Origin of the sequence: Kitasatospora sp. MBT63 (assembly GCF_000710465.2) — a bacterium.
In the GTDB taxonomy this organism is placed as follows: Bacteria; Actinomycetota; Actinomycetes; order Streptomycetales; family Streptomycetaceae; genus Kitasatospora.
Map to the genome: position 1 here is coordinate 1 of NZ_JAIZ01000032.1, position 24,773 is coordinate 24,773.

Sequence of the window (24,773 nt, forward strand, 5' to 3'; positions counted from 1 at the left end):
CGGCCAGCACCAGGGCCGGCCGGGCCAGCGCGAGCCGGGCGTGCAGCACCTCGGGCCCGGCGGACGGGTCGAGCACGGCGGCCCGCAGGCCGAGCCGGTGCGCCGCGAGCAGCACGGCGAGCGCGCGCGGCCCCGGCCGGACGGCGACACCGAGGGTGTCCCCGGGCCGCAGGCCGTACCGGTGGTGCAGGGCGGCGGCGAAGGCATCCGCCAGATCGGCGAGTTCACCGCAGCGGGCCCGTACGGTGACGGCCCCGGTCCGGGTGCAGCCGAGCAGGGCGGGCCGGTCGGCGCCCTCGCGCAGGGTGCGGTCGAGCCGGTCGAGCATGGTCCGGTCCCCTCGTCAGCGCGGGTCGGTGGAGCGTGGCCCGGCGCCGCGCTCCAGGTACCAGCGGGCGGTGCCGAGCACGCCGTAGGCGCGGATCCGGCGGGTGGAGTTCTGCACCACCATGTCCCGGCGGTGCACGATCGCGGTGGTGCGGCGGCGCACCCGGTTGATGAACGCCCGGTCGGTGGGCGAGGGCCGGCGCGGCATCCCGCCGACCGCCCGGTACAGCTCCGCGGTGACCGCCATGTTGTTCCCGGCGTGCATCCGGTACGGCACCAGGTAGCCGTGCCGGCGGCGGTGCGCCGGACGGATCCGCCCGAAGGCGGCGCCCAGCGTCACCAGCACCCGGAACGCCGCCCGCCCCACTGGCCCGTGCTCGTCGTGGCGCGCGGTGATGTGCCCGCAGACCAGGCCGCCGCAGGCGAGCATCCCGGCCCGGGCGGCGGCCGTCCAGCCCGGCTGCGGAAGGCAGTCCGCGTCGGTGCGGGCCAGCAGCGTGGCCCCCCGGGCGATGGCGTGCCGGAAGCCGGTGTCGACCGCGCAGCCGACCCCCTTCTCGGGCTCCACCAGCACCTCCACCGGGAACGGCGCCCGCCCGGCGAAGGCCCGGACCAGCTCCACCGTCCGGTCCGTCGAGCCGTTGTCCACCACCAGCAGGGTGAAGCCGAGGTCGCGCTGGGCGGCCAGCGCCCGCAGCGCGCCCTCGATCCGGGTCTCCTCCTGGTACGCCGGGACGACCACCCACAGCTCGGTCACGACACCTCCCAGACCATCGTGGTCAGGCTGACCCCGCCGCCCAGACCCACCATCAGTACCCGGTCCCCGGTCCGCAATCCCGGTCTGATCAGCTCCAGTTGGACGCCGATGGTGGCGCTGGCGAGATTCCCCAGCCGGTCCACCGTGACCACCAGCTTCTCGGCCGGCACCCCGGTCAGCTCCACGAACCGCTCCAGGTACGGCAGCGTCACCTGGTGCACCAGCACCCGGGCGTACGCGTCCCAGCCGAGCCCGGTGCGGGCGGCCGTCCGGGTCAGGATGTCGGCGCCGATCCGCTCGAAGACACCGCGCAACTCCTTGCCGCCGCCCCGGAAGTAGCTGTACTCGTCGCCGCGCGGGTGGCGCGAGCCGCCGCCCGGGATGCCGCCGACCTCCCAGTGCTCGGAGGCGGTCTCGGTCTCCACGTCCAGGATGCCGCCGTGCTCCACCTCCTCCACCACCACGGCCGCCCCCGCGTCGCCGAAGGTGTAGCCGGCGAAGGAGTCCCGGAAGTCGGCCAGGCCGCCCGGGTCGCGCCGCATCGCCCGGCTCGGCGTCTCCCCCGTGACCACCAGGGCCCGCCGGGCCCGGCCGGCCAGGATCATCGCCCGGGCGGTGTCGATGCCGTTGAGGAAGCTGTTGCAGGCGTTGGAGAGGTCGAACGCGTGCGCCCGGGAGCCGAGTTCGGCCTGCACCAGGTGCGCGGTCGCGGGCTCGCAGACGTCCCGGGTGGCCGAGGCGAACACCAGCAGATCGAGGTCGAGCGGGTCGAGCCCCGCGCCGTCCAGCGCCTGCCGGGCCGCCCCGAGCGCCAGCGTGGAGGCGTACTCGCCGTCCGCCGCGAAGTGCCGGGTACGGATGCCGGTCGCCTTCTCGAACACCCCCTCGGGCAGTCGCAGGCCGCTGCCGCCCGTCACCTCGTCCTGGAGCTGTTGCGAGGTCAGCACCCGGGCCGGCAGGCAGGCGCCCACGGCGGTGATGCCGACCTTCGGTATCCGGAGGTCCATGACCGCCATCCTGGCCGCTCGGCGAGGGGGTGGACCTGAGTACCCGTACTCATCGGTGACAGGCGATCGGGCTCGGCCGTGACATCCGTCATGCACTTTCCCGCACAGCGCACACTGACCCGCAGCCCCTGCCGCAGGCGAGAGTTGGGACATCGCAGAGAGCGAGCCGAGCAGCACCGGGACGAACGGGGAACAGGACCATGGCCACCATCACCACCAGCACGGACATCCGCCGCAAGGCCGGCTCCGGGGCGCTCGCCGCCCTGCGGCCGCTGGCCGTCGACATCGCGGTGCCGCTCGGCGCCTACTACACCGCCCACGCGGTGTTCGGCCTCGGCCTGGTCGCCTCGCTCGCCATCAGCAGCGCGGTGCCGGTCGTCCGGACCGTCGGCGCCCTGGTGCGGGACCGCTCGGTCAACTCGCTCGCCCTGCTGATGCTGCTGGTCAACGTGGCCGGCCTCGCCCTGTCCACGCTGGCCGGCGACCCCCGGCTGATGCTCGCCAAGGACGGCGCGGTCAGCAGCGTGATCGGCGGCTCGATGATCGTCACGGCGCTGCTCGGCCGGCCGCTGATGACCGCCGGACTGCGGCCCTTCATCGTCAAGGGCGACGCCGCCCGGTCCGCCGCCTGGGACCGGCTGCTGGCGACCTCGGCGGCCTTCCGCCGCAACGAGCGCAACTTCTCGCTCGCCTGGGGCTCGCTGCTGGTCGCCGAGTGCGTGGCCAAGGTGGTCGGCGCCTACACCGTGCCGCTGGAGACCATGGTCTGGCTGAGCACCGTGATGCTGGTCGGCGCCATTGGCCTCGGCGTCCTGGTCGGCAACGTCTTCGCCGGCCGGATGGCCGAGCAGGTCATCGCCGAGGCCGGGGCCGAGGCCCGCTGACCCCTCCCGATCCACTCCGCGAACACCCGTGCCCGCCCACCGCGACCGGTGGACGGGCACCTCGGGCTCCCCAGGGTCAGGACGCGTCCTGCACCGGGATCGGCAGGCTCACCGGTTTCTCGGCGGCGGGCCCGTCCTTCACCCCCTCCTTCGGGTTGCTCATCGCACCCAGCAGCTGCCGGGCCAGCCCGAGGCCGGTACCGCCCATGGTCAGCGCCTTGGCGAACATGTCGGACATCCCGTCCGCGCCGTTCAGCAGCACCATGTGCTCGACGTTGCCGAAGGCCTCCGCGCCGGCCCGGACGATCTCCGGCCAGTTCTCGGCCAGCTGCTGCGCGACCACCGCCTCCTGGTTCTCCGCGAGCGCGGCGGCCCGGGCCTTGATCGCCTCCGCCTCCGCCAGACCCAGCGCCCGCGCCGCCTCGGCCTGCGCCAGACCACGGGCCTCCGCCGACGCCGCCTCCGCCAGACCGGTCGCCTTGGTCGCCTCGGCCGCGGCCAGTCCGCGCGCCCTGGTCGCCTCCGCCTCCGCGGTCGCCGCGATCTTCACCCGGTTCGCCTCCGCGCCCGCCTTCAGCTCGGTCTCCCGGGCCAGCGCCTCGGCCGCGGAGATCCGCGCGTCACGGTCGGCCTCCGCCTTGGTCCGGGTCTCGTACGCCCGGGCGTCGGCGGGCTTGCGGACGTCCGCCTGCAGCTGCTGCTCCTTGCGGTGCGCCTCCAGCTCGGCGACCTTGGTCTCCTGGACCACGACCTCCTGCCGGGCGGCCGCCTGGGCCAGCGGACCGGCCTGCAGCGCCCGGGCCGTCGCCGTCTCCAGCTCGGCCTGGTAACCGGCCTGCTGGATACCGGAGTTGCGGGTCGCCTCGGCCTTGCGGGCGAACGCCTCCTGCTCCGCCTCGGTGGCCCGCCGGTCGGCCTCGGCGGCCGCGATCCGGGCGTCGCGCTGGACCGCGGCGGCGTGCGGCGCGGCCAGGTTGGTGATGTAGCCGGTCGGGTCCAGGATCTCCTGGATCTGCAGCGAGTCGATGATCAGGCCGAGCTTCTCCATCTCGGACCCGGACGCCGCCCGGGTCTCCCCGGTCAGCCGCTCCCGGTCGCGGATCATGTCCTCGACCGTCAACCCGCCGACGATGGACCGCAGATGACCGGCGAACACGTTGTGCACCCGCTGGCCCATCATCTTCTGCTGGTCCAGGAAACGGCGGGCGGCGTTGGCGATCGACACCGTGTCGTCGCCCACCTTGAAGATCACAACGCCCTTGACGTGCACCGGGATTCCCTGCGAGGTCACGCACTCGACGTCCAGCTCGGCCTCGTTCAGGTCCAGCGAGAGCTTGCGGACCGCCTGGACACCGGGCAGGACGAAGGTGCCGCGCCCGGTGACGATCCGGAAGCCCAGCCCGTCCGCCACGCCCTCGGTGCGGTGGTTCGACCCGGAGATGACCAGCGCCTCGTTGGGCTCGGCCACCCGCCACATCAGTTTGAACAGCACGATCACGATCACGATGGAGGCCACCACGGCCCCCGCGATGCCGATCAGCATCGGCTTTCCCCCTTCGGGCACACCGGTTCCGTGGCTGCGCGCTGTTGTGCAGGACGGCGCGGAACGCGGTGGCAGCAGCAGATTCTTCGCCTGCCGTGATCGCTTGGGAAGGGCCGGGTGTCCTGATCGTGCTCCAAGGGCGTCAAGATTGCGTCAAGAGCCAGGTCAGGAAGGTGGATACGCCGCGGCGACGTAGACCGTGCGCGGCGGCTGGTACTCCAGCACCACCACCGGCGTGCCCGGTGCGAGCGGGTCCCCCGGCACCGCCAGGTACGCCAGGAACGCCTCCGACCCCTGCCGCTGCGGCACATGGACCAGCACCTCGCCGACCAGGCCGGCCCCGACCCTGCCCGTCACCCGTCCCGTCAACCCGACCATGCGGCCAAGTCTCCCACCGCTGCCGCCGGCGGGCGGAGTTCCGGCCCGGCCCGCGTCCGGTGGCCGGAACACGTCTGGACCTGGACCGGACGGCCCGCTACCGTGTTGGACGTCTTACGCAGGCAAACCGTCTGCGAACAACGGGAGCTCGGAGCACCGGGCTGAGAGGGCGCTGACCGGCACGTCGGACGACGGGCCAGCCGCTGCGCCGACCGCAGGAACCTGGACCGGGTAATGCCGGCGTAGGGAGTAGAAGGTCAGATGACCATCTTTGATGCACAGCAGGAGTCTGCCCGCAGCACGACGGGCCAGGTCAGCAGCGCCGCCACCGGCTACCCGACCCCGGCCTGGCACAAGGCCTACCGCGAGGGGTCCCGCCCCGACCTGCGGGTCCCGTACCGCGAGGTCCACCTCACCAACGGCCGGACCGTACCGCTCTACGACACCTCCGGCCCGTACACCGACGCCGCCTACGAGCCGGACGTCCGCCGCGGCCTGCCGGCGCTGCGCGATCCCTGGATCCGCCAGCGCGGCGACGTCGAGGAGTACGACGGGCGCGAGGCCCGCCCGGAGGACGACGGGATCAAACACACCGCCCCGCGCGGCGGCAACCTCCGCAACCTGGACGCCGTCTTCCCCGGCCGCCCGCGCCGCCCGCTGCGCGGCCGGGCCGGCGCGGCGGTCACCCAACTCGCCTACGCGAAGCAGGGAGTGATCACCCCGGAGATGGAGTTCGTGGCCATCCGGGAGGGGCTGGAGCCGGAGTTCGTCCGCGACGAGGTGGCCCGCGGCCGGGCCGTCATCCCGGTCAACGTGAACCACCCCGAGGTGGAGCCGGCCATCATCGGCACCAACTTCCTGGTGAAGATCAACGCCAACATCGGCAACTCCGCCGTCACCTCCTCGATCGAGGAGGAGGTGGAGAAGATGACCTGGGCCACCCGCTGGGGCGCCGACACCGTCATGGACCTCTCCACCGGCCGCAACATCCACACCACCCGCGAGTGGATCCTGCGCAACTCCCCCGTGCCGATCGGCACCGTGCCGCTCTACCAGGCACTGGAGAAGGTCGACGGCAAGGCCGAGGAACTGAGCTGGGAGGTCTACCGCGACACCGTCATCGAGCAGTGCGAGCAGGGCGTCGACTACATGACCGTCCACGCCGGCGTGCTGCTGCGGTACGTCCCGCTGACGGCCCGCCGCAAGACCGGCATCGTCTCGCGCGGCGGCTCGATCATGGCGGCCTGGTGCCTGGCGCACCACCGGGAGAACTTCCTGTACACCAACTTCGCGGAACTCTGCGACATCCTCGCCGCCTACGACGTCACCTTCTCGCTCGGTGACGGCCTGCGGCCCGGCTCCATCGCCGACGCCAACGACGAGGCGCAGTTCGCCGAGCTGCAGACCCTCGGCGAGCTCGGCCGGATCGCCCGCGAGCGCGACGTCCAGGTGATGATCGAGGGCCCCGGCCACGTCCCGATGAACAAGATCCGCGAGAACATGGACCTCCAGCGGGAGATCTGCGACGAGGCACCGTTCTACACCCTCGGCCCGCTCACCACCGACGTCGCGCCCGGGTACGACCACATCACCTCGGGCATCGGCGCGGCGATGATCGCCTGGTGGGGCACCGCGATGCTCTGCTACGTCACCCCCAAGGAACACCTGGGCCTGCCCAACCGGGACGACGTCAAGACCGGCGTCATCACCTACAAGATCGCCGCCCACGCGGCCGACCTCGCCAAGGGCCACCCCGGCGCACAGGCCTGGGACGACGCACTGTCCGACGCCCGCTTCGAGTTCCGCTGGGAGGACCAGTTCAACCTGGCCCTCGACCCGGAGACGGCCCGCGAGTTCCACGACGAGACCCTGCCGGCCGAACCCGCCAAGACCGCGCACTTCTGCTCCATGTGCGGCCCCAAGTTCTGCTCCATGAAGATCTCCCAGCAGATCCGCGCGGAACACGGCGACGGCTCCACCGCGGTCGACGGCTCCGGCTACGCAGCCGAGGCCCTGGCCGGCATGCAGGCCAAGTCCGAGGAGTTCGCCGCCCAGGGCAACCGGGTCTACCTGCCGCTGGCCGACTGACCGGCGGCCACCGACCAGGCGCCGCACCGGGAGGCAGGAGGGGGCTTCCCGGCGCGGCGCCGACGTCGTGCCGGGCCTGGGATGATCCGTGTCGTGCAGCAGCCCTGGAACACCCTGAGCCCGGCCGAGCAGACACTGATCCGCCGTGGCCTGTGGCAGTCGCGCCTGGCCGGGACCGTCCAGCAGTACGGCACCGACCTCCGCTGGGCCGGCGCCGACGACGCCCCGCCCCCGCGGAGCTACACCCGCGACGAACAGCTGGCGCTGGTACCGCGGCTGGCCGCGGCAGCCGTGGGCCTCGCCGAACGCGGCCTGCTCACCGTCCGGGTCCGGCAGGGTCCCGGCGCCGCACCGTCCGACCCGGTCCTGACCGGCCCGGCGCTGCGGGACGCCTTGGCCGAGCCGGCCAACTGGCTCTGGAACCCGCACCCGGCGCTGACGCTCGACCTGGACGCCACCGAACCGGCGCGGGCGTGGTGGCACGCGAGCGCGTTCCCGGAGGAGGACGCTGCCGGCCGGCCCGCCTGGGACGAGCTCACCGACGGGCAACGGGAGCTCCTGGTCTGCGCCTCGGAGACCAGCGGCCTGCTCACCGGCCCGTTCGGCATCTGGGAGGACCTGCCGTCCGACCTGACCGGCACCGAGCTCACCGCCTGGCTCGACCGGCAGCTCGCCCCGCTGCTCCCCTTCGTGCGCGAGGGCTGGATCGAGGTCCGCCACTTCGCCGCGGACTCCACCGACGGTTACACGGTGATACCGCTCGACGGCCTCCGCACCGCCTTCGCCGACCGTTCGCTGCGCCATGACGACGGCGACGACTGGGGGGTGGGGTTCGGCTGCGTCTTCACGTACGCGGGACTGGCGCTCTGGCGCGGCAGCGGCTGGAACGCGGTCTGGGGAAGCCGGCTGACCCTCGACCGGGGCGAGGCGTGAGGACGCACCCGCCGTACCGGACGGCGGAGCCGTACGTTGCTGTGGGCCCCGCGCCGTTCGGGTTCACCTCGACCCGGCGTCAGACCTCGTCCGGGCCGGTGAAGTCGGGGGAGGTGTAGCCGGGGCCGGTGAACTCCGCCGGGCGGGGGATGCGGCCCTGCGGGTCGGTGACGCCTTCGACGCCGGGGCTGGAGAAGCCGGGGCTGGAGTAGCGGGCGCTGCTGTAGCCGGGGCTGAGCAGGTCGGGCGGGGAGGGCCGGCCGCCGGGCTGGGGTGAGAGGGCGGGTTCGGAGTCGAGGTTGGCGAGCAGGTAGGGGATCAGGGCGCGCTCGCGCAGGGCGGTGAGCCAGGCGCGGCGGGCCTCGGCCAGATCGGCGTGCAGGTGCGGGTCCTGCCCGGCCGGGGTCGGTGAGCCGTCCCGGTGGGCGGTCAGGAGCAGGCCGACGCCGCCGATCAGCAGGGCGGCGAGGGCGATCACGACGGCGACCCAGCCGGCCGTGACCAGGGTGCGGCCGAGCGTGACGGCCGGCTCGGCGGTCCGCACGGTGTAACCGATCAGCAGCAGGATGCCGCCGCCGGCCCCGGCGAGGACGGGCGTGAGGGTGGTCAGGACCGGGAGCAGTCCGGCCCCGGGCCCCGGGTCGGGGCCGCCGGAGGGGGTGGTCGCCGCGCCGCCGAGGGCGTCGCGCAGGGTGAGGTAGTGCTGGTACTCGGCGGCGGCCTCGGCGTTGATCCCGGCCGCCGCGAGCATGGCCTTGGTGTGCAGTTGTTCGGCGTTGAGGTGCGGTCCGGGCGTGCGCAGTGCAGCCTGGACGGATCCGTCGCGCAGTGCTTCGTCGAGGACCCGGGCGAAGTCCGGGCGGTCCTCGGCGAGCAGGTGCGGGGCGTTTCTCATGGGTACCCCGTTTCCGCTGGAGGCACGGAGGTGGATGGTCCGCGCGGGCCTGCCGCTGCGGCCCGCCGGGACGGTCCGCCCGCCTGGGGCCGGGCCCGCCCGCAGGGCCGCAGGCCGGTGGTGGCGGCCGGACGCGGGGCCTCGCGTGGTGCCTCGATGGTAGGGGGCCGCGTACCGGGGCTGACAGTAGGTTTCCGGATTTTCAGTACCGTCAGAAGCCCGGCAGCGCCCTGCAGTTGTTTCAGTACGGGCACCGCCGGGCCGCGCCCGGGGTCAGTTCAGCGGCAGCTGGGCGACCAGCAGCCGCCCCTCCATGGTGACCCCGCCGTCCATCGCGATGGCCAGCTCGTCCGCGTAGATGTAGGGGCCCGGCACGTGCGGCGGGGCGTCGTCGGCCTGGTCGACGCCGGTCAGGTACGGGATCGGGCTGTGGCCGTGCACCACCCGGTACCCGCCGTAGGTGTCGAGCAGTTCGTGGACGGCCTGCGGGCCGGCCTGGCCGCGGAAGGCGAACCGCTTGGTGAACTTGCGGAAGCAGTCCCACCACTCGTCGATGCCCTCGTCGGCCAGCACCACGTGGACCGCGTCGTTGACGTCGGCGATCGAGTGGCCGTACTCCAGGTACGCGGTGGTGTCCGAGTGCAGCAGCAGGTGGCCGTCCTCGATGGCGATCGCGGGCAGCCGCGACAGCCAGCTGATGTGGTGCTGCTCCAGGCGGTCGAGGTCGTGCTGCTGGCCGCCGTTGAGCCGCCAGGCGGCGAGGAAGGAGGCGGTGCCCGCGGTGGACTGGACCGGCTCGTCGCCGTAGCGGGCGGCGCCCAGGAACAGCAGCTCGTGGTTGCCCATCAGGGCGCGGCAGTACCCGCCGGCGGCGGCGGCCTCGGCGGCCAGCTGCATCACCAGGTTGATCACGCCGATGCCGTCCGGGCCGCGGTCGGTGAAGTCGCCGAGGAACCAGACCCGGGAGCGGCCGGCCGCCCAGTGGCCCTCGTCGTCGATCAGGCCCTGCTGGTGCAGCGCGGCGAGCAGCTCGTCCAGGTAGCCGTGCACGTCGCCGATCACGTACAGCGGACCGGGGGCCTCGCCGGGCTCGGGCTGCGGGTACGGGAAGTGCACCTCGGGGTGGACGTCGGGGATGGGCGCGCCGAGCTCGATGGTCGGCGGGTCCTCCGACTGCGGGGTGCCGGGGTGCGGCGCGGGTGCGGCCTCCGCGGCGGGCGGGGCGTACTCGGGTTCGAAGCCGCTGTCGTAGCGGATCTCCAGCGGGCCGCCGTCGAGCCGGCCGCTCTCGAACTGCCCGGCCGGTGCGTAGTGCCCGGTCGGCGCGTAGTGCCCGTCCGGCACGGTGTCGGTCACGGGGTGCTGGGCGGTGGGAAGGTGACCCGGCGTCGGCCAGTGCTGCTCCAGGTAGCGGGCGCCGCCGAAACCGCTGTAGGTCTGCTCGTACGGGTGTCCGGCGGGCGGTTCGGCGGGCTCGTAGTAGGAGCCGTACGGGAGCACGTCGAGGTCCTGCTGCGGGCGGCGGCCTGAGTCGGGCAGTTCAGGCCCGGGGAAGCGGTCCTCGGGTGTCATTCGCCCATCATAGGAAGACCACTCTCCCGGCGTCCTCACCTGGTCGGCATCCAATTGTTCGGAAGGTCGTCCGGGCGGTCCGCACCGCCCGGTCCGACCGCTGCTGTGACGGACCGGACCGCGGCCGGTACCCGCCCGGATCACCGGGCGGGTACGGACCACCGGGCCGGCCCGGGACACCCCGCGCCGGCCCGCCCGCCCGTCACACCTCACCCGGCGGCCGCGGCGGGCTGACCGTCGTCCGCGGGCTGCGGCGCTCGGAGGAGGACCGGACGATCAGCTCGGTGGGCATCAGCGTGCCGGGCGGCGGACCCGTCCCGGCGGTGCGGAACCGGGGCGGGAACAGCCGCCCGCTGTCCGGGCCGCCGCCCGGCTCGACCCCCTCGATCGCGTCGATGAGCAGGTTGACCACCGTGGTCCCGATCCGGCGCGGCTTGAGCGACAGTGTGGTGATCGGGGGCTCGGTGCCCGCGTACACGTCGCTCTCGCTGCAGCACACCAGCAGCAGGTCGTCCGGGACCCGCAGGCCGTAGCGGCGGGCGGCGGCCAGCAGGTCGGTGCCGTTCGGGTCGAACAGCCCGTACACCGCGTCCGGACGGTCCGGGCGGGCCAGCAGCCGGTCGGCGGCCAGCGCGCCGGCGGCCGGGTCGTGGGCGGGGTAGGCCTCGTAGACCGGCTCCTGGCCGACCCGGTGGCACCAGCCGAGGTAGGCGTCGGTGGACAGCCGGGTGTAGGTGTCGGTGCTGGTGCCGGTGAGCAGGCCGATCCGGCGGGCGCCGGCCTCGCTCAGGTGGTCGAGGATGCCGAGCACGGCGGCCTCGTGGTCGTTGTCGACCCAGGCGGTGACCGGGCAGTTGCCCGGCTTGCCGTCGCTGACCACCGGCACGCCGGACCGGTAGAGCTCGCTGACCAGCGGGTCCTGGTCGGGCGGGTCGATCACCACGGTGCCGTCCAGGGCGATGTTGCTCCAGACGTCGTGCCGCGAGGAGGCGGGGAGCACCACCAGCGCGTAGCCGCGGCTGAGCGCGGCGCTGGTGGCGGCCCGGGCCATCTCGGCGAAGTAGGCGAATTCGGTGAAGGTGAAGGGCTCCTCGCCGTACGTCGTGACGGTCAGTCCGATCAGGCCGGACCGGCCGGTGCGCAGGGTCCGGGCGGCGGCGGAGGGTCGGTAGCCGAGGCGCTCGGCGACCTCGCGCACCCGGCTTCTGGTCTCGTCGGGCAGGCGTCCCTTACCGTTCAGCGCGTCGGAGACCGTGGTGATCGACACTCCGGCGGCTGCCGCCACGTCCCGGATGCCGGCCCGCTCCAGGCGCCGTGAGGCGGTGGGTCGCCGACCGCTCTGGTTGGCTGCTGCTGTCATGGCGGACCGATCGTATGGCTCGTGACGGCGCTGCGTGACCGGTTCGCTACTGATTGCTGAAGATACGTTTCTCTGTGTGCCCGGCCGAACGGCCCCCTTCGATACCCGCCCAGATCCGGCCGTCTTACCTCTGACATGTGCCAAAGGAACCCGGCAGAATGGCTGATCTGCACCCGTAACCCGAACGAGCATCTCACCCCTACGGGTGAGCGGGTGGGTATCGTTCAGGGCACCCGACCGGGGTGGTGCGGGTGCGTACCCAGGACCGCTTGTGCCGGCGACCCCGTGCGCACGCGATCCGATGGCCGCAGCGAGGCGGCCGGAGAGAAGGAGACGACCGTGAGCGGAACGGCAGCGCAGGGCCCCCGGCTGAGGCCGACCCTGGACGGCATCCCGACGTACAGGCCCGGCAAGCCGGCCGGCGCCGACGCGTACAAGCTGTCCTCCAACGAGAACCCGTACCCGCCGCTGCCCGGTGTGCTCGACGCCGCCCTCGCCGCGGCCGGCACCTTCAACCGGTACCCGGACATGGCCGTCACCGCCCTCACCGAGGAGCTCGCCCGCCGCTTCGGAGTCCCCGCCGAGCACATCGCCACCGGCACCGGCTCGGTCAGCGTCGCCCAGTCCCTGGTGCTCTCCACCGCCGGGCCCGGCGACGAGGTGATCTTCGCCTGGCGCTCCTTCGAGGCCTACCCGATCGTCACCCAGGTCGCCGGGGCCACCCCCGTCCCGGTCCCGCTCACCGCGACCGAGGAGCACGACCTCGACGCGATGCTCGCCGCCGTCACCGACCGCACCCGGCTGATCTTCGTCTGCAACCCGAACAACCCGACCGGCACCGCCATCCGCCGCGACGAGCTGGTCCGCTTCCTGGACGCCGTGCCGACCGACATCCTGGTCGTCCTGGACGAGGCCTACATCGAGTTCATCCGCGACGAGCAGGTGCCCAACGGCATCGAGCTCTACCGCGACCGCCCGAACGTCTGCGTCCTGCGCACCTTCTCCAAGGCCTACGGCCTGGCCGGCCTGCGGGTCGGCTTCGCCATCGCCCACGAGCCGGTGGCCACCGCCCTGCGCAAGACCGCGGTGCCCTTCGGCGTCAGCCAGATCGCCCAGGACGCCGCCGTCGCCTCGCTGCGCGCCGAGGACGAACTGCTGGAGCGGGTCGAGGCGCTGGTCGCCGAGCGCACCCGGGTGGTCGCCGCGCTCACCGCCCAGGGCTGGACGCTCGCCGACACCCAGGCCAACTTCGTCTGGCTGCGCCTGGGCGAGCGCGCCCTGGACTTCGCCGCGGCCTGCGCGGCGGCGGGCGTGGTGGTCCGCCCCTTCCAGGGCGACGGCGTGCGGGTCACCATCGGCGAGGTGGCCGGCAACGACCTGTTCCTGGCGGCCGCGGAGGCCTTCCGCAAGGAGCTCTGAGCGTCGGCTGCAGCCGTTCCCCGGGGCCGGTCCGGCGCCGGGGGCGGGGGCCCGTGACCGTACGCCGGTCGCGGGCCCCGCGCCCGGGCCGCGGTGAGGAGCCGACCGGGAAACGCTGGGAGTCTGCTGGGAGCTCGGCCAACGTTCGGTCAGCGTTCGGTAGCGCACTCCCCGGCAGGGCCCGGAATGTCGGGGCTTGCCCCCCTTACGGCGGCCAGGAACCTTCCAGCCCGGGCGCAGGAACTCGAAAGGGCGCGGCGCGAAGCTGTGCGCCATGAAGGTCCTCCCCCGACGGCGTGGTGCCGTCCTCCTCAACTCCGCGCTCGGTGTGGCCCTGTTGGGTGGGGCCGCGCTGGCGTACACCACCCTGGACAGCGGCACCAGCTCCGCCGCCGGCAAGTCCGGTGTGCGGACCGCGACCGTGGCCAAGGGCACCGTCCTGGCCACCGTGTCCGGATCCGGCACCCTGGCCTCGCCGTCCGACGCCGGCCTCGACTTCACCACCGGCGGCCGGCTGACCTCGGTCAAGGTCGGCGTCGGCGACACCGTCAAGGCCGGCCAGGTGCTTGCCACGGTCGACACCACCTCCGCCCAGCAGCAGGTGAACGCCGCCACCTCGGCCCTCAACGCGGCCGAGGCCAACCTCACCAAGGCCGAGGCCGGCGAGACCGTCACCACCACCAAGCAACTGCCCGCGAGCGGCTCCGGCAGCTCCGGCGGCTCCGGCGGCTCCGGCCGCAGCGGCGGGAGCGGCTCCGGCGCCCCCACCACCCCGGCCCCGCAGACCACCACCGTCACCACCACCAAGGTGGACCAGGCCCAGGTCGCCCAGGCCCAGCAGCAGGTCGACACCGCCGAGACCACCCTCACCAACGCCAAGGCCGCCCTGGCCGGCACCACCCTGACAGCCGTCACCGACGGCACGGTGGCCTCGATCGGCGCCAAGGTCGGCGAGACCGTCTCCGGCACCGGCGGCAGCGGCTCCACCGGCTCCGGCAGCGGCGCGAGCAGCGGCTCGGGCAGCACGAAGACGGGCACCTCCTCGACCAGCGGCAGCACCACCCCGAGCGGGTTCATCGTGCTCACCAACCCGACCGGCATGCAGGTCACCGCCGCCTTCTCGGAACTCGACTCGCTGAAGCTCAAGAAGGGCCAGGCGGCCACCGTCACCCTGAACGCCCAGTCCGACACCAAGCTCGAGGCCACCGTGCTGTCGGTCAGCTCGCTGCCCAGCTCCTCGGGCGGCTCCTCCGGCGCGGTCCAGTACGGCGCGACCCTGCAGCTCACCGGCGACACCTCCAAGCTGCGCACCGGCCTGAGCGCGACCATCTCGGTGGTCACCGGCGAGGCCGACAACGCGCTGTCGGTGCCGACCGCGGCGCTGGCCGGCACCGGCACCGGCCGGACCGCCACCCTGGTCCACCAGGACGGCAGCACCGAGCGGGTCGCGGTCACGGTCGGCGTCGAGGGCGACGCCACCGTGCAGGTGGTGGACGGCCTCAAGGAGGGCGACCAGGTCGAGCTGACCAGCACCACGGCCGGCACCGGCAACGGCTTCCCCAGCGGCCGGTTCCCCGGCGCGGGCGGCGTCGGAGGTGCGGGCGGTGCGGCCGCGGTCGGCGGCGCCGGCTTCGGCGGCGGTGGTACGGCCGGTGGCGGCCGCGCCGGCGGCGGCAACGGCGGCGGGGGCCGCGGCTGATGACCGCTCAGAAGCCGCCGGCGGGCGCCAGGCCCCCGGTGATCCAGATCCGCCAGGTGATCAAGTCGTACGGCCACGGCGACGCCGTGGTGCACGCCCTGCGCGGCCCGTCCGCGCCGGGCGGCGGCGAGCCGCTCGGGGTCAGCCTCGACATCGCCGAGGGCGACTACGTCGCGGTGATGGGCAGCTCGGGCTCGGGCAAGTCCACCCTGATGAACATCCTCGGCTGCCTCGACGTGCCGACCTCCGGCCGCTACCTGCTGGACGGCATCGACGTCGGCCACCTGGACGAGGGCCAGCTGTCGCTGGTCCGCAACCGCAAGATCGGGTTCGTCTTCCAGTCCTTCAACCTGGTCCCGCGCACCACCGCGCTCGCCCAGGTGGAGCTCCCGCTCGCCTACGCGGGCGTACGCGCCGCCGAGCGCCGGCGCCGGGCGCTCGCCGCGCTCTCCCTGGTCGGCCTGGCCGAGCGGGCCGGGCACAAGCCCAACCAGCTCTCCGGCGGCCAGCAGCAGCGCGTCGCGGTGGCGCGGGCCCTGGTCACCGCACCGGCCATGCTGCTCGCCGACGAGCCCACCGGAAACCTCGACAGCCACTCCACCGAGGAGGTGCTGTCGATCATCGACGGGCTGAACGCGGCCGGCCGTACGGTCGTCCTGATCACCCACGAGGACGAGGTCGCCCGGCACGCCAAGCGCGTGATCCGGCTGATGGACGGCGCGATCGTCAGTGACGTGCGGCAGGCCGAGGTCGACGGCCCGCCGCCCGCGCTCGGCGTGGAGGTGGGCGTGTGATGCTCTGGCAGATGCTCCGGTTCGCGCTCGGCGGACTGGCGGCCAACAAGGTGCGCTCGGCGCTCACCATGCTCGGGGTCCTGATCGGCGTCGCCTCGGTGATCCTGCTGCTGGCGGTCGGCAACGGCTCCTCGGTCGCGGTCAAGGACTCGATCACCGCGCTCGGCACCAACTCCCTCACCGTGTCGTCCACCAGCGCCCGCGGCGCCGCCACGGCGGCCAAGAAGCTCACCGTCGAGGACGCCAAGGCGCTCGCCACCGCCACCGACGCCCCGGCGATCAAGTCGGTCGCACCGGTGGTCACCACCACCGCCACCGCGCTGTACGGGAACATCTCGTACCAGCCGGGTTCGGTGGTCGGCACCTACCCCGCCTACTTCGAGACCGCCAACCAGAAGGTCGCCCGCGGCGACTACTTCTCCAACGACGACGTGCTGAACTCCCGCAAGGTCGCGGTGCTCGGCTCCGCCACCGCGAAGCAGCTCTTCGACACCGAGGACCCGGTCGGCAAGAAGATCGTCCTCGGGTCGACCCCGTTCACCGTGGTCGGCGTGCTGCAGGCCAAGGGCAGCACCGGCTTCAACGACCCGGACGACGTGGTCATCGCCCCGCTGCCGACCGTCCAGAACGCCTTCACGGGCTTCGGCTCGGTCAACCAGATCCTGGTCCAGGCCGGCTCGGCCGAGCAGACCACCGAGGCGCAGAACGACGTCAGCCGGATCCTGCTCGGCACCCACGCCATCGCCGACCCGGCCAAGGCCGACTTCCGGATCAGCAGCCAGTCCTCGCTGCTGACGGCGCGGGAGAGCACCACCCGGACCTTCACCGTGCTGCTCGGCGCGGTGGCCGCGATCTCGCTGCTGGTCGGCGGGATCGGGATCACCAACATCATGCTGGTCACGGTCACCGAGCGGACCAAGGAGATCGGCATCCGCAAGGCGCTCGGCGCACCCCGGGCGGTGGTCCTCGGCCAGTTCCTGATGGAGTCGACGCTGCTCTCGGTGCTGGGTGCCGGACTCGGGGTGCTGGCCGGCCTGATCGGCTCGCACTTCAGCATCGTCGGCATCAAACCGGTGGTCATCCCCGAGTCGGTGCTCGGCGCCTTCGGGATCGCCGTCGCGATCGGACTGTTCTTCGGCAGCTACCCCGCCAACCGGGCCGCCCGACTGCGCCCGATCGACGCCCTGCGTCACGAGTGAACCCCTAGACCGATCAGGAGTGGTATCCCGCATGTCCACCAAGCCCAGCGACAACGAATCCGCGACCGAGCTGCTGGCCACCGCGCCGGACGCCCGCGACGTCTCCGCCGAACTCGCGGCCCCGCCACGCCGCAAGCTGCCCTGGCCGACCCTGGTGCTGGCCGGCTGCGTGATAGCCGTGGTCTCCTTCGCCGGCGGCGTCTGGTTCCAGAAGGACGGCGGCGGCAACGGCGGCGGCCAGCGGGCGACCGCGGGCGGCCAGGGCCAGAACGGCCAGGGCAACCGCCGCGGCGGCTTCGGCCAGGGCCAGAACGCCCCGGGGCAGGGCGGACAGGGCCAGGGCGGCCAGGGCCAGGGCGGGGCCGGCGGGTTCACCCGCGGCACGGTCAAGCAGGTCGACGGCACCACCGTCTACCTCACCGACGCGTCCGGCAACACCATCAAGGTGACCACCGGTGACTCCACCAAGGTCACGCTCAACAAGGAGGGCAAGGCCGCCGACCTGCAGCCCGGCCAGAGCGTCACGGTGGTCGGCAGCAAGGCCGCGGACGGCAGCTACACCGCCACCCAGCTCACCGAGGGCGCGGCCGGATTCGGCGGTTTCGGCGGCCGCGGCGGCGCGGCGGGCGGAGCGCCCGGCGGCGCCGGCGGCACGGCCTCCGGGACCGGCGGCAACTGACCCGGCACTGGGCCCCGCCCGGCCCCGACCCGTACGACGGGCCGGGGCCGGGCGCCGTGGGCGTACGGTGGCTCCGGACCCGGGGAGCCACGGCAGCCGGGCGGGGGAGGCGGCACCCGGGCCGGGGGAGTTGGCCAGAACCCGGTCGGCAGGGGTTTAATCCAAGCTTCATCAACCGCGCATAGCCTCCCCGGGCTATCGTCCGATGAGCAACCATCGACCGACCGGGAGGCGGATCACCGTGTCAGGGACAGCACAGCCGGCCGGCAGCCCGGCCCTCGGCACCACCTCCGGCGAGGCATTCCTGCTGGTCGTGGACGACGAGCCGAACATCCGCGAGCTGCTCTCCGCCTCGCTGCGGTTCTCCGGTTTCCGGGTGGTGTCGGCCGCGACCGGCGAGGAGGCGCTCGCCGCCGTCGCCGCCGAGCGGCCCGACCTGGTGGTCCTCGACGTGATGCTGCCGGACCTGGACGGCTTCGCGGTGGTCCAGCGGCTGCGCGAGCAGTCCCAGTGGCCGCAGGGCGGCGAGCACGTCCCGGTGCTCTTCCTCACCGCCAAGGACGGCACCGGCGACAAGGTGCAGGGCCTCGCGGTCGGCGCGGACGACTACGTCACCAAGCCGTTCAGCCTGGAGGAGCTGATCGCCCGGATCCGGGCGATCCTGCGCCGGGCCGGCGGCCCGGCCGAGGACGGCCGGCTGATGGTCTCCGACCTGGTCCTCGACCCGCTGGCGCACGAGGTGACCAGGGCCGGCGTCCCGGTCTCGCTGTCGCCGACCGAGTTCAAACTGCTGCACTACCTGATGGCCAACGTCGGCCGGGTGGTCTCCAAGGCGCAGATCCTCGACCACGTCTGGGCCTACGACTTCGGCGGCGACCTCTCCATCGTCGAGTCCTACATCTCGTACCTGCGCCGCAAGCTCGACTCCGGCACCGCCGCGCACGGCCCCAAGCTGATCCACACCGTCCGCGGCATCGGCTACGCCCTGCGCCGCCCCCCGCAGGGCTGAGCGGCCCGTGCGGTCCGTCGCCCGGCTCTCGCTCCGCGCCCGGCTGCTGGTGCTGGCCCTGCTGCTGGTCACCACCGGGCTGGTGGTGAGCGACACCCTGGTGCTCGGCGCGGTCAAGGTCCAGCTGGTCGAACGGGCGGACCAGCAGCTGGAACGCTTCGCCCAGCCGCTCGCCCACCGCCAGCCCGGCGCCCGGCTGCCCGGCGCGCTCGGCCAGGGACCGGGCCAAGGACTGGGCCAAGGACCGGGCCTGGGTCCGGGCCTGGGGCCACGGGCGGGCGGCCAGGGTGCCGGCCAGAACGGCGCGCAGGCCAACCAGAACGCGCAGGCCAACCAGAACGCGCAGGCGGGCCAGAACCCCCAGGGTCCGGCCGCGGGTGACGGGTTCGGCCAGGGCTTCGGCCGCCGGCCGGGTCCGTTCCTGCCCAGCCAGTACGTGGTGCAGTACCTGGCGGTCGACGGCACCGTCCAGGACATCTACCGCCAGCCGATCGACGACACCGACCCGCTCCCCAAGGTGGCCAAGCTCACCCCGGCGGAGATCTCCGCCCGCGGCGACGACTGCTTCACCGTCCCCGGGGAGCACGGCGACGGCAGCTGGCGGGTGCTCGTGCTGCCGATCCAGCGGCCGGCCGTGGCCGGCGGCCCCGCGGGCGGCGCCCCCGCCATCGGTGCCCCCGCCACCGGTGCGACGGCCGCCACCAGCGACTTCGCCGCCCCGAGCTACCTGCTGGTCGCGGTCTCGCTGGACGACGTGGACGCGGTGCTGGCCCGGCTGCGGACCACCTTCCTGACCATCGGCGGCTCGGTGCTGCTGGGCATCGCCGCGCTCGGTGCGTTCGCGGTCCGGGCGGGGCTGCGGCCGCTGCGCAAGATCGAGCAGGGCGCCCAGAGGATCGCCTCGGGCGAGCTCTCGCACCGGATGCCGGAGCTCGGGCAGCGGACCGAGATCGGCCGGCTCTCCACCGCGCTGAACGGGATGCTGAGCCAGATCGAGGCGGCGTTCTCCGCCCGGGCCGCCTCGGAGGCCCGGATGCGGCGCTTCGTCGCGGACGCCTCGCACGAGCTGCGGACCCCGCTGGCCGGGATCCGGGGCTTCGCGGAGCTGCACCGGATGGGCGCGCTGCAGGACGTTGACCGGGCGATGGACCGGATCGAGAGCGAGGCGGTCCGGCTCGGCACCCTGGTGGAGGACCTGCTGACGCTGGCCCGGCTGGACGAGGAGCGGCCGCTCGACCTCGCACCGATGGACCTGCGCACGCTGGCCGCCGACGCGCTGCACGACCTGACCGCGCTGGACCCGGGCCGGCCGGTCACCCTGACCGGCCCGGACGGCACCGGCGCCCCGCAGCCCGCGCCGGTGCTGGGCGACGAGTCCCGGCTGCGCCAGGTGGTCACCAACCTGGTCGGCAACGCGGTCAAGCACACCCCGGCGGGCACCGCCGTCCGGATCGGGGTCGGCACGGTGGACGGCCGCTGCCTGCTGGAGGTGGCGGACCAGGGACCTGGCCTGACCGAGGGTCAGGCGCTGCAGGTCTTCGAGCGGTTCTACCGGGTCGACCCCTCGCGCAGCCGCCTGGAGGGCGGGGGCGCCGGCCTCGGCCTGGCCATCGCCTCGGCGCTGGTGCACGCGCACGGCGGTGACCTCACCCTGGACACTGCCCCCGGGCGCGGCTCGGCCTTCCGGGTACAGCTGCCGCACCAGCGCTGAGGGCCGCGCTGTCAAGTGCCCGGGCGTCCAAACGGCCGCCCGGGCGGTGGCTTGTGAGGCCGCTCCGATAGCCCGGATCATCGAACCCCACCCCCCTGTTCGAACGCGGATAAGCATGGTGGATACTCACCTTGTGAACGTGTTCACTTTCACAAGCGGGCAAGCTTGGCATGGCTGGTAGCGGTTTCATGCTAATGATGCGTTTTGCCCGCTGTGTGGTGGATCAGGGCATACCGAGCACGGAAGAGAGGGCGCCGTGGAGCTGGCAGTGGCTCACGAGACCATCGCGCGTTGGCAGTTCGGCATCACCACCGTCTACCACTTCCTCTTCGTCCCGCTGACGATCAGCCTGTCGGCGATAGTGGCGGGGCTGCAGACCGCCTGGGTGCGCACCGGCAAGGAGAAGTACTTCCACGCCACCAAGTTCTGGGGCAAGCTCTTCCTGATCAACATCGCGATGGGCGTGGTCACCGGCATCGTCCAGGAGTTCCAGTTCGGGATGAACTGGTCCGACTACTCGCGCTTCGTCGGCGACGTCTTCGGGGCCCCGCTCGCGATGGAGGCGCTGATCGCCTTCTTCTTCGAGTCGACCTTCATCGGCCTGTGGATCTTCGGCTGGGACCGGCTGCCGAAGAAGATCCACTGTGCCTGCATCTGGCTGGTCGCGATCGGCACGGTGCTCTCCGGCTACTTCATCCTGGCCGCCAACTCCTGGATGCAGCACCCCGTCGGGTACCGGATCGACCCGGCCACCGGCAAGGCGCAGCTGACCGACATCGGCCGGGTGCTGTTCCAGAACACCACCCTGGTGCAGGTCTTCCACACCCTGACCGCGGCCTTCCTGACCGGCGCCGCCTTCATGGTCGGCATCGCCTCGTACCACCTGTGGCGGGCCGAGCGGGGCAAGGAGGGCGACGGCCGCAAGACCGCCGCGATGCGCACCTCGCTGCGGGTCGCGCTGGTCATCGCGGTGCTCGGGGGCCTGGGGACCGCGGTCAGCGGCGACACCCTGGCCAAGGTGATGTTCGAGCAGCAGCCGATGAAGATGGCCTCCGCGGAGGCGCTGTGGGACACCCAGGCGCCCGCGCCGTTCTCGATCTTCGCGGTCGGGGACGTCAGCCAGGGCCACAACTCGGTCGAGCTGGAGATCCCCGGGATACTGTCCTTCCTCGCCCACAGCGACTTCTCCACCGCCGTCCCCGGCATCAACGACACCGCCGCCGCCGAGGCCGCCCGCTACGGCGGACAGCCCGACGACTACATCCCGAACATCTTCGTCACCTACTGGGGCTTCCGCCTCATGATCGGCTTCGGGATGACCTCCTTCGTGGCCGCGCTGATCGGCCTGTGGACCACCCGGCGCCGGTTCTGGCTCGCGCCCGAGCACCGCACCGGCGAGGACGAGGCGCCGAAGCTGATGCTCACCAGGAACCGCGAACTCGGCCCGCTCCTGACGAAGTGGAGCTGGCGGATCGGCATCCTCACCATGGGCTTCCCGCTGATCGCCAACAGCTTCGGCTGGATCTTCACCGAGATGGGCCGCCAGCCCTGGGTGGTCTTCGGCCTGATGCGCACCGCCGACGCGGTCTCCCCCAACGTCTCCGTCGGCACCCAGATCGGCGCCCTGACCACCTTCACCCTGCTCTACGCGGTACTCGCCGTGATCGAGGTGAAGCTGCTGGTCAAGTACGCCAAGGCCGGCCCCGTCACGTCCGAGGAGCCCCCCACCAAGGACCCGACCCTGCGCGGCCCGTCCCCGGACGAGGACGCCGACCAGCCCCTCGCCTTCGCGTACTGAGGACGGAACGAGCATGCACCTCAACGACTTCTGGTTCGTCCTCATCGCCGTCCTGTGGACCGGCTACTTCTTCCTGGAGGGCTTCGACTTCGGGATCGGCATCCTCACCCGGACCCTGGCCCGCGACACCACCGAACGCCGGGTCCTGATCAACACCATCGGCCCGGTCTGGGACGGCAACGAGGTCTGGCTGCTGACCGCCGGCGGCGCCACCTTCGCCGCCTTCCCGGACTGGTACGCCACCCTGTTCAGCGGCTTCTACCTGCCGCTGCTGGCCATCCTGGTCTGCCTGATCGTGCGCGGGGTCGCCTTCGAGTACCGGGCCAAGCGCACCGGCGAGCGCTGGCAGCGCAACTGGGAGCTGGCCATCTTCTGGACCTCGCTGATCCCGGCCTTCCTGTGGGGCGTCGCCTTCGCCAACATCGTGCACGGCGTGGACATCGACCGGGACAAGAACTACGTCGGCGGCTTCTGGGACCTGCTCAACCCGTACGCCATCCTCGGCGGACTGGTGACGCTGGCGCTGTTCACCTTCCACGGCGCGGTCTTCGCGGCGCTCAAGACCGTCGGCGACATCCGCGAGCGGGCCCGCGCCCAGGCGCTCGGCCTCGGCCTGGCCACCGCGGTGCTCGCGGTGGTCTTCCTGGTCTGGACCCAGTCGCACTCCGGCAACGGCTGGAGCCTGGCCGCCCTGGTGGTCGCGGTGCTCGCCCTGGTCGCGTCGCTGGCCGCCAACAAGGTCGCCCGCGAGGGCTGGGCGTTCGTGTTCTCCGGGCTCACCGTGGTGGCCGCCGTCGCCGTGCTCTTCCTGGCGCTGTTCCCCGACGTGATGCCCTCCACCCTCGACCCGGCCTACTCGCTGACCGTCACCAACTCCGCCTCCTCGCCGTACACCCTCAAGGTGATGACCGTCGTCGCGGCCGTCTTCACCCCGATCGTGCTGCTCTACCAGAGCTGGACGTACTGGGTATTCCGCAAGCGGATCGGCGTCCAGCACATCCCGGCCGCCCCCCGGCCCGCCGACCACTGACCCGGAGCGACGGAGCACCACGATGGAGCGTCAGCAGCGGATGCGGCCGGTCGACCCGAGACTGCTCACCCACGCCCGCACCACCCGGGCCTTCCTCGCCGGGTCCGTCCTGCTCGGCGCGGCGGGCGCGGTGCTGGTGGTGGTCCAGGCCGGCCTGATCGCCGAGATCGTGGTCCGGGCCTTCCAGCAGCACGCGTACGGGCTCACCGGGCCGCTGCTGTGGCTGGCCGCCACCGCGGTCGGCCGGGCCGCCGTCGCCTGGCTCACCGAGCTGACCGCGCACCGCTCGGTCGCCCGGGTGAAGTCCACCCTGCGCGGCCGCCTGCTGGAGCACGCCACCGCGCTCGGCCCGTCCTACCTGGCGGGCCGGCGCACCGGCGAGCTCACCGCGCTCGCCACCCGCGGCATCGACGCGCTGGACGACTACTTCGCCCGCTACCTGCCGCAGCTGGCGCTCGCCGTGGTCGTCCCGGTGGTGGTGCTGGCCCGGATCCTGGGCGCCGACTGGGAGTCGGCCGCCGTCATCGCCGCGACCCTGCCGCTGATCCCGCTGTTCATGGTGCTGATCGGCCTGGCCACCCAGGCCAGGATGGACCGCCAGTGGGAGGGCCTGGCCCGGCTCTCCCACCACTTCCTGGACGTGGTGGCCGGGCTGCCCACCCTCAAGGTGTTCGGCCGGGCCAAGGCACAGGCCCGCACCATCGCCCGGGTCACCGACGAGTACCGCCGGGCCACCCTGCGGACCCTGCGGATCGCGTTCATCTCCTCGTTCGCCCTGGAACTGCTCGCCACCCTCTCGGTCGCGCTGGTCGCCGTCTCGGTCGGCTTCCGCCTGGTCGACGGCACCCTCGGCCTGGAGACCGGGCTGCTGGTGCTGATCCTCGCCCCCGAGGTCCACCTGCCGATCCGCCAGGTCGGCGCGCTCTACCACTCCAGCGTCGAAGGGCTGACCGCCGCCGGGCAGATCTTCGAGGTGCTCGAGACCCCGCTGCCCGCCGCCGGGACCCGCCCGGTGCCACCGCTGCGGGGGGCGGACATCACCCTCACCGGTGTCACCGTCACCCACCCGGGCCGCACCGCCCCCGCCCTCGACGGCGTCACCCTCACCCTCGGACCGGGCACCACCACCGCACTCACCGGCCCCAGCGGCGCCGGAAAGTCCACCCTGCTCGCCGTCCTGCTCGGCTTCACCCCGCCCACCGCCGGGAGCGTCCGGATCGGCGGCACCGACCTCGCCGACCTCGACCCGGCCGAGTGGCGCCGGCAGATCGCGTGGGTCCCGCAGCACCCCCAGCTGTTCGCCGGCACCATCGCCGACAACGTCCGCCTCGCCCGGCCCGACGCCACCGACCAGCAGGTCCGCGCCGCCCTCGCCGCCGCCCACGCCACCGACTTCGCCGACCCGGCCGCCGTGCTCGGCGAAGGCGGCGCCGGACTCTCGGCCGGCCAGCGCCAGCGGATCGCGCTGGCCCGGGCCCTGCTCGCGGACCGCCCGCTGGTCCTCCTGGACGAGCCGACCGCCAACCTCGACGGCGAGAGCGAGGCCGCCGTGGTGGACGCCGTCCGCGCCCTCGGCGAAGGCCGCACCGTCCTGCTGGTCGCCCACCGCCCGGCCCTGCTCGCCGTCGCCGGCCACCGCCACCACCTGCCCGGCCCCCCGCTGCCGCCCACCGCCCCCGCCCAGCACGACC

The 24,773-nt window shown here is 73.1% G+C and carries 21 protein-coding genes and 1 riboswitch; of the genes, 13 read left to right on the top strand and 8 right to left on the bottom strand.

Annotated elements, in window-relative coordinates:
• From AA75_RS01990 to AA75_RS02000, 3 genes are all read right to left on the bottom strand, one after another.
• On the bottom strand, positions 1–328 hold a 328-nt coding region (locus AA75_RS01990; RefSeq protein WP_033817925.1), incomplete at its 3' end, for an AMP-binding protein.
• A 15-nt stretch (positions 329–343) separates the two neighbouring features.
• Positions 344–1,084: a glycosyltransferase family A protein gene (locus tag AA75_RS01995; protein ID WP_233288881.1), complete on the bottom strand. Its 741-nt coding sequence runs from the start codon at positions 1,082–1,084 to the stop codon at positions 344–346.
• Positions 1,081–2,091, bottom strand: coding sequence for a 3-oxoacyl-ACP synthase III family protein (locus tag AA75_RS02000; RefSeq protein ID WP_033817926.1), 1,011 nt, complete (start codon positions 2,089–2,091; stop codon positions 1,081–1,083). The genes AA75_RS01995 and AA75_RS02000 overlap by 4 nt, the downstream gene beginning before the upstream one ends.
• Before the next feature lie 200 nt (positions 2,092–2,291).
• On the opposite strand from AA75_RS02000, the gene AA75_RS02005 reads away from it, so the two are divergent.
• Positions 2,292–2,975 (top strand): VC0807 family protein, encoded by a 684-nt coding sequence (locus AA75_RS02005; protein WP_051811599.1) that lies wholly within the window; start codon positions 2,292–2,294, stop codon positions 2,973–2,975.
• A 76-nt stretch (positions 2,976–3,051) separates the two neighbouring features.
• Here the strand turns inward: AA75_RS02005 and AA75_RS02010 are convergent, their stop codons facing one another.
• Positions 3,052–4,518 (bottom strand): flotillin family protein, encoded by a 1,467-nt coding sequence (locus AA75_RS02010; protein ID WP_033817927.1) that lies wholly within the window; start codon positions 4,516–4,518, stop codon positions 3,052–3,054.
• Positions 4,519–4,683: 165 nt separating this feature from the next.
• The gene (locus AA75_RS02015) at positions 4,684–4,896 is read right to left on the bottom strand and encodes a hypothetical protein (protein ID WP_033817928.1); all 213 of its coding nucleotides are present in this window, start codon (positions 4,894–4,896) and stop codon (positions 4,684–4,686) included.
• A 132-nt stretch (positions 4,897–5,028) separates the two neighbouring features.
• Positions 5,029–5,162, top strand: a riboswitch (TPP riboswitch).
• Here AA75_RS02015 and thiC point away from each other — a divergent pair.
• Both thiC and AA75_RS02025 read left to right on the top strand, forming a co-directional pair.
• Positions 5,158–6,984 carry a phosphomethylpyrimidine synthase ThiC gene (thiC, locus tag AA75_RS02020; protein WP_033817929.1) on the top strand — a complete coding sequence of 609 codons (1,827 nt, stop codon included), beginning with the start codon at positions 5,158–5,160 and terminating at the stop codon, positions 6,982–6,984. It overlaps the preceding riboswitch by 5 nt.
• 93 nt (positions 6,985–7,077) lie before the next feature.
• On the top strand, positions 7,078–7,917 hold the full coding sequence (locus AA75_RS02025; RefSeq protein ID WP_033817930.1) for a hypothetical protein: 840 nt from the start codon (positions 7,078–7,080) through the stop codon (positions 7,915–7,917).
• Between the two features lie 79 nt (positions 7,918–7,996).
• Here AA75_RS02025 and AA75_RS02030 read toward each other — a convergent pair whose 3' ends face one another.
• From AA75_RS02030 to AA75_RS02040, 3 genes are all read right to left on the bottom strand, one after another.
• Positions 7,997–8,812: a hypothetical protein gene (locus AA75_RS02030; RefSeq protein ID WP_033817931.1), complete on the bottom strand. Its 816-nt coding sequence runs from the start codon at positions 8,810–8,812 to the stop codon at positions 7,997–7,999.
• Between the two features lie 273 nt (positions 8,813–9,085).
• Entirely contained in the window at positions 9,086–10,384 is a 1,299-nt protein-coding gene (locus AA75_RS02035) for a metallophosphoesterase (RefSeq protein ID WP_082526173.1), read from the bottom strand.
• Between the two features lie 202 nt (positions 10,385–10,586).
• Positions 10,587–11,744, bottom strand: a complete 1,158-nt coding sequence (locus AA75_RS02040; RefSeq protein WP_082526174.1) for a LacI family DNA-binding transcriptional regulator — start codon at positions 11,742–11,744, stop codon at positions 10,587–10,589.
• 339 nt (positions 11,745–12,083) lie between these two features.
• Here AA75_RS02040 and hisC point away from each other — a divergent pair, with 339 nt between their 5' ends.
• The 10 genes from hisC to cydD form a co-directional block, all read left to right on the top strand.
• Positions 12,084–13,163, top strand: a complete 1,080-nt coding sequence (hisC, locus tag AA75_RS02045; RefSeq protein ID WP_033817933.1) for a histidinol-phosphate transaminase — start codon at positions 12,084–12,086, stop codon at positions 13,161–13,163.
• A 274-nt stretch (positions 13,164–13,437) separates the two neighbouring features.
• Positions 13,438–14,862 carry an efflux RND transporter periplasmic adaptor subunit gene (locus AA75_RS02050; RefSeq protein ID WP_051811601.1) on the top strand — a complete coding sequence of 475 codons (1,425 nt, stop codon included), beginning with the start codon at positions 13,438–13,440 and terminating at the stop codon, positions 14,860–14,862.
• On the top strand, positions 14,862–15,656 hold the full coding sequence (locus AA75_RS02055; protein ID WP_033817934.1) for an ABC transporter ATP-binding protein: 795 nt from the start codon (positions 14,862–14,864) through the stop codon (positions 15,654–15,656). Before AA75_RS02050 ends, AA75_RS02055 begins: the two co-directional genes overlap by 1 nt.
• Positions 15,656–16,855, top strand: a complete 1,200-nt coding sequence (locus AA75_RS02060; protein WP_233288882.1) for an ABC transporter permease — start codon at positions 15,656–15,658, stop codon at positions 16,853–16,855. Before AA75_RS02055 ends, AA75_RS02060 begins: the two co-directional genes overlap by 1 nt.
• A 31-nt stretch (positions 16,856–16,886) precedes the next feature.
• Positions 16,887–17,534, top strand: a complete 648-nt coding sequence (locus AA75_RS02065) for a DUF5666 domain-containing protein (RefSeq protein WP_051811603.1) — start codon at positions 16,887–16,889, stop codon at positions 17,532–17,534.
• 304 nt (positions 17,535–17,838) lie between these two features.
• Positions 17,839–18,543, top strand: a complete 705-nt coding sequence (locus AA75_RS02070; RefSeq protein WP_033817943.1) for a response regulator transcription factor — start codon at positions 17,839–17,841, stop codon at positions 18,541–18,543.
• Positions 18,544–18,550: 7 nt separating this feature from the next.
• A complete protein-coding gene (locus AA75_RS02075; RefSeq protein ID WP_035980121.1) occupies positions 18,551–20,254 on the top strand; it encodes a cell wall metabolism sensor histidine kinase WalK in 1,704 nt (567 codons plus the stop codon).
• A gap of 256 nt (positions 20,255–20,510) precedes the next feature.
• On the top strand, positions 20,511–22,052 hold the full coding sequence (locus AA75_RS02080) for a cytochrome ubiquinol oxidase subunit I (protein WP_033817936.1): 1,542 nt from the start codon (positions 20,511–20,513) through the stop codon (positions 22,050–22,052).
• Positions 22,053–22,065: 13 nt separating this feature from the next.
• Positions 22,066–23,082: a cytochrome d ubiquinol oxidase subunit II gene (gene cydB / locus AA75_RS02085; protein WP_033817937.1), complete on the top strand. Its 1,017-nt coding sequence runs from the start codon at positions 22,066–22,068 to the stop codon at positions 23,080–23,082.
• A 40-nt stretch (positions 23,083–23,122) separates the two neighbouring features.
• Positions 23,123–24,773, top strand: a 1,651-nt coding sequence (gene cydD / locus AA75_RS02090) for a thiol reductant ABC exporter subunit CydD (RefSeq protein ID WP_082526176.1), incomplete at its 3' end; no start/stop codon positions are given.